At 53.3% G+C, this 5,616-nt stretch carries 4 protein-coding genes; 2 read left to right on the forward strand and 2 right to left on the reverse strand.

Translation table 11 applies throughout. From position 1 onward, the window contains the following. Positions 1-782, forward strand: a 782-nt coding sequence (locus ACKI61_RS03600) for an FISUMP domain-containing protein (RefSeq protein WP_407456424.1), incomplete at its 5' end; no start/stop codon positions are given. Positions 783-896: 114 nt separating this feature from the next. Here ACKI61_RS03600 and polA read toward each other — a convergent pair. Next, positions 897-3,767, reverse strand: coding sequence for a DNA polymerase I (gene polA / locus ACKI61_RS03605; protein ID WP_407456425.1), 2,871 nt, complete (start codon positions 3,765-3,767; stop codon positions 897-899). Between the two features lie 17 nt (positions 3,768-3,784). Continuing rightward, positions 3,785-4,723 carry a hypothetical protein gene (locus ACKI61_RS03610; protein ID WP_407456426.1) on the reverse strand — a complete coding sequence of 313 codons (939 nt, stop codon included), beginning with the start codon at positions 4,721-4,723 and terminating at the stop codon, positions 3,785-3,787. Between the two features lie 66 nt (positions 4,724-4,789). Here ACKI61_RS03610 and ACKI61_RS03615 point away from each other — a divergent pair. Beyond that, the coding region (locus tag ACKI61_RS03615) for an FprA family A-type flavoprotein (protein WP_407456427.1) at positions 4,790-5,616 on the forward strand (827 nt) is incomplete at its 3' end.

The following is a 5,616-nucleotide window of genomic DNA, read 5'->3' on the forward strand; positions in this document are numbered from 1 at the left end:
ATGGCGACGGTTCTTTCCACGACGAGCATAACGGAGCTGCGGGCCGCGTCTATGTGTGCGAAAATGGTGGATTCCGGTTGCCCACGGAAAGGGAAATGCGATTGAATTTGGGTTGTACAAGTTATATCTACGGTAAGAAAATTACGGTGAACAATACGCATTTCGTGTGCAGCGAAGACGGCTGGAAAATTGATTCGACCGCGTGGGAATATGGCTCGTTCACGGATGCGCGCGACGGCAGGGTGTACAAGACAATTGACATCTGGGGCCAGACATGGATGGCCGAAAACCTAGACTACAGGGATTCGGTTGCAAAGCCCGAACTGGAAGGGAACCGCTGGTGCTACGGCAATGAGGCTGAACAGTGCGACACCTACGGCTCGTTCTATTCCTGCGAATTGTCCAGCCAGGTATGCCCTGCGGGTTGGCATTTGCCGTCGAAATCGGATTGGCGAGAGTTGTATAATTTTATTGCGCTTATGGGGGGAGACCCGCAGAGTGGTTTGCGGGCGAAGGATGGCTGGTTAGATTATTCAGACAACGTCAATAATGGAACGGATGTGTTGGGCTTTACGGCTCTCCCTGGCGGAATCATGTATGGAGCGAACTCGTATGGAAGCGCTACGCAGGAAGCATGGTTCTGGTATGTCCAGGACTGCTCGCTGAACGAGTATGAAGCATTCTGTTTGTCCAGCGAAGGAGCAAACTTTGTTTCGAGTTCCGTTTCGGGAGGCAAGATAACGGATGCGTATAACGTCCGCTGCGTGAAGGATCCGGAATAACTTAAACTGCCCGCGGGCTTATGTGAGCGGAAAGCGACTCGTATTAACGAGTCGTGTCGGCGAGAGTGAGGCGAAGCCGGAGATGCCTTACAGGAGTGTGAGCCGAACGGTCGCTTAGTGCGCTTCGAGCCAGTTCTCGCCGAAGCCGACGCTCGCGACGAGCGGAACCTTGAGTTCCATGGCGCCTTCCATTTCGGATTTCACCATCTGGGCCATCGCTTCTACCTGGTCGCGAGGGCATTCGAACACGAGTTCGTCGTGCACCTGCAGCATCATGCGGAGCGGGAGGTCCTCGGCGTTGATTCGCTTCTGGATGCGGACCATCGCAATCTTGATGAGGTCGGCGGCGGAGCCTTGGACGGGAGTATTCACGGCCATGCGCTCGGCCATTTGCGATTCCATGCGGTCACTAGAGTCGATGCCCGCGATGTAGCGGCGGCGGCCTGAAAGCGTTTCTACATAACCGTCGCGGTGGGCGGCCGCCTTGGTATCTTCAATAAACTGCTGTACACCCTGGTACATCCCGAAGTAACCGTCGATAAAATCCCTTGCCTGCGACATCGGGATTTTTAGGTCACGGGCGAGGCGGAAGGCAGTCATCCCGTAGAGTACGCCGAAATTCACGACTTTTGCATCGCGTCTCATGTCGCTCGTGACGGCGTCTAGATCCACCCCGTAAATCGCGGCGGCGGTGCGGGCGTGAATATCGATACCTTCCTTGTAGCTTTCGATGAGCGCTTCGTCTCCGCTCAAGTGGGCGAGCATACGGAGTTCAATCTGCGAGTAGTCCACCGCAAGGATGACGTTATCCTTGCTCTGTGGCACGAATGCGGCGCGAATTTTTTTGCCGAGGTCGCTGCGTACGGGAATGTTCTGCAGGTTTGGATCGCGGCTCGAAAGGCGGCCCGTCGCGGTACCCCACTGGATAAAGCTCGTGTGGATGCGGCGCGTGTCCGGATTGATGAGCGTCGGGAGTACCGAAATGTAGGTGCTCTGCATCTTCTTGAGTTCGCGGTACTCGATGACGGCGAAAACAATCGGGTGTGGCGCCTTGAAGCTTAGTTCTTCGAGAACCACGGCGTCGGTACTGCGCTTCTTGATTTCAGGGAGGCCGAGCGTGTCGAAAAGCACATCGCCCAGTTGCTTTGGACTTCCGATGTTGAATTCTACACCCGCCATGTCGCAGATTTCTTTCTCGAGATTCTCGATGCGGCGTGCAAGTTCCTGCTCCAGCGTCTTGAGAGCCGGAACATCGATGGCGACCCCTACGGATTCCATCTGGTACAGTACCTTCAAGAGCGGCATTTCTTGCTCAAAGAAATATTTCACGTAGTCGAGCTTTTCGAGTTCCTGCTTGAGCGGTTTCCAAAGGCGGAGCGTGTAGACTGCATCTTCGGCGCCGTATTCGGTGGCTTCCTTGATGGGCGCGCGGTTGAACGTAATCTGGTTCTTGCCGCGTCCGATGAGATTCTCGATGGGAATCATCTCGTGCTGCAGACGCTGCATCACCTGATTGTCGAGTCCGAGGCCCGATTGCCCCGGTGAAAGCATCCACGCGGCAATCAGCGTGTCGATGAGATTCGCGTTGTCGATAACGGATTGCGGAATCTTGAAGGCACGTGCGAGAACATGCAAGTCGAATTTTGCGTTATGGAAAATGAATGCTCGTTTTGAAGCCGCGCCCTCGGCGCCATCATTTTCAGCGACAGGTGCGTTGTCCGCGATAAATTCACTGAACCATGCCTTGACTTTGTTCAAGTCGTAATTGCCTTTCGGTCCTGTCGGCAGCGGGAATCCGATTTCGTCGGAATGACCGAGCGGAATGTAGTAACCCTTGTTTACTTTGCCGTCGTTGTCAGCTGCGGCTAGGCAAAGTCCCACCAGGTTGCACTGCATCGGGTCAAGGCCGTCGGTTTCGGTGTCTACGCCAATAAGCGACGACGCGGCAAATTCCTCCTTCATCTGCTCAAAGATTTCGTCGGTATCAACGCAAATGTACGGCGGCGGAACATCGACTGCGAAATCTGCTCGTTCCACTTCTGCGTCCGTTGAATTATCGACGCCTTCTACGCCATCAGAACCTTCCCGCACGAATCCCGCCTTGCTCGGGACTTTCTCCAGCAAGCGAAGCAGGCTGTTGATTTCGTGGTCCTTGAACATCTGCGCCAAGGTATCCACGTGCAGGCCGTTGTATTCGAGGGCGTCCAGGTTCCCGCTGAAGGCGCGCTTGGTCTGGAGCGTCACCAGTTCGCGGCTGAGGAAAGCCTTCTCGCGGTTGTTCGCCAAATTGTCGTGCAGGCCCTTCTTGGTAATCTTGTCAAGGTTCGCATAAAGGTTGTCCATGTCGCCGTAATCGTTCAGCAACTGGATGGCGGTTTTCGGGCCCACCTTGGGTACACCGGGAACGTTATCGCTTGCGTCACCCATGAGCGCGAGGTAGTCGCGGATTTTTTCCGGCGGAAGCCCGTATTTTTCGAGCACTTGCTCCGGACCGAAGTCAATGCCGTCGGCACCCTTCGTCAGGTGGAAAAGGTGAATCTTGTCGGTCACAATCTGCGACATGTCCTTGTCTTTACTCAGGATGACCACGTGGTCAAAGCCCGCTTCCACAGCGGCCATGGCCGTACTTGCCATCACGTCGTCCGCTTCGTAACCCGGCTCCGACAAGAGCGGAATCCCGCTTGCTTCCAGACTTTCGCCAAGGAGCGGCATCTGCGCCGCCATCTCTTCGGGCATGGGGCCGCGATTTGCCTTGTAGTCCGGGTAAAGTTCGTGCCTAAAAGTTTTTGTGTGCGCGACATCGCGTGCAATCGCAAAATGCGTCGGCTTGTGCTGGGCCAAAATGCGGAGTACCGCACCCCAGTAGCCATGCATCATCGAAACCTCTTCGCCCTGGCTGTTTTTCAGCGGATTCTGCGAATAGGCGTAAAACATGCGGAACGCAAGCGCGTACGAATCGAGCAATAGTAAAGTCTTTTCGGCCATATTTTGAAAGATAACAATTATTGCGCGGAACTTTCAGTCTGTTGTTTTTCCAGCTTGTCTTTCAACTCATAAAATTTCGGGAATGTTTCCTTGCATTTTTCGTCTTTTGGCATGGTGGCGTACCAGACGAGTTTGTCATCTTGAACAGAAGCGGAGTAGGTCCAGATAGAATTTCTACTGCAACCTTTAAGGGCTCTGTAACTCACTGAAATGCCTATTTTCAAGTCCTGTGTTTGGAAATGCCTTGAATTATTACATTTGTAGGCGCTCTCAATGAAGGCGATGTCTTCAAAACTTCCAAGATGTTTTTCTGCCGCAAAGAACTTTTCTTGTCTCACAATGTAATCATCTATAGAAGCTGCGGTTGTTTCGTAGCAGTCTTGGATGCTACTGAGTTGGCTTTCGTATGTGTTAATGTCAAAAAATCCGTTGGCAATGTTTTTCGTGGTGCTCGCTAAGATGAATATACCATCGACACAGTATACCAGTATGGCTATGACAATCATCCATGTGGCGCCAACATAAGTAAAGCCTTTCTTTTGATGGGTGTATTTTCCGCGAGCGATTTTCCAGAGGTCAATGCTAGCCAGAATCGTAATGACGATGCTTGCGAGATTCGTGAAAATGTATACCCCTACAGGGAAACTAACGCCGAAGGGATTTAGGAATCCTATGAGAAAGTTGAGGGTGAAGCCTCCGAAGACTGCGTATAAAATGCCTCTTAAGGTTCTTCCGCTGATGAAACAATGTACGCCGAAGCCTCCGAGAATGGCTCCCATCCAAAAGAGTAACGTTCCCTTGTGAGACTTGCTCTTTTCTTCGTCTTCAGGAGTGTCGACCTGATTTATTTCTTGAATAGCTGTGGGATCCTTTCCGTAATTTGGATTGGGGGCATCGCACCACAGACATTTGGGCATGTCGTCTTCGTATTTTCTACCGCACTTGGGGCAAATCATAATTATCCTCCTATGTTTTTCTGCTTTAAATTTATTAAATTCAGCAATAAACAAAAGGATGAATACATGAAGAACTTTAGCGGAAATATCAAGTACATCGGTGTGGATGACCGCGATTTGGATTTGTTCGAAGGCCAGTACGTGGTGCCCGAGGGCATGGCGTACAATTCGTACGTGATCGTGGACGAAAAGATTGCCGTGACCGATACGGTGGATGTCCACAAGGTGGGCGAGTGGCTTGCCAACTTGGAAGCGGCTCTCGCTGGCCGCAAGCCGGACTACCTGGTGATTCACCACCTGGAACCAGACCATGCCGGTGGCATTGCTGATTTTGTGGCGAAGTACCCGGAGGCGACGCTTGTGGCGTCCGCAAAGGCGTTCGCGCTGTTGCCGCAGTTCATGGCGCTCCCCGAATCGGTCAAGAAGCTGGCCGTGAAGGAAGGCGATACGCTTTCGCTCGGTGCTCACACATTGCAGTTTATCGGTGCCCCGATGGTGCACTGGCCCGAAGTGCTGTTCAGCTACGAGCAGAGCGAAAAGGTGCTGTTCGCGGCCGATGCGTTCGGCAAGTTCGGCGTGTACGATGCCGACCCGGACGACTGGGCCTGCGAAGCCCGCCGCTACTACTTCAACATCGTGGGTAAGTACGGCAACCAGGTGCAGGCGGTTCTCAAGAAGGCTGCCGCGCTCGACATCAAGACAATCTGCCCGCTGCATGGCCCGGTGCTCACCGAAAACCTCGAGCACTACCTGGGCCAGTACCAAACGTGGTCGTCCTACGGCGTGGAGACCCCGGGCGTCGTCATCGCCTACACCACGGTGTACGGCCACATGCGCGAGGCCGTGGAGCTGCTTCAGAAGCACAACGATCAGTTCGACTACCCCGTTTCCTG

Source organism: Fibrobacter sp., assembly GCF_045601785.1.
GTDB lineage: Bacteria > Fibrobacterota > Fibrobacteria > Fibrobacterales > Fibrobacteraceae > Fibrobacter.

What these genes read in the sequence shown, in the direction of transcription:
- polA (WP_407456425.1), bottom strand. Translation starts at nt 3,767, where the DNA reads ATGGCCGAAAAGACTTTACTATTGCTCGATTCGTACGCGCTTGCGTTC.
- ACKI61_RS03610 (WP_407456426.1), bottom strand. Translation starts at nt 4,723, where the DNA reads ATGATTTGCCCCAAGTGCGGTAGAAAATACGAAGACGACATGCCCAAA.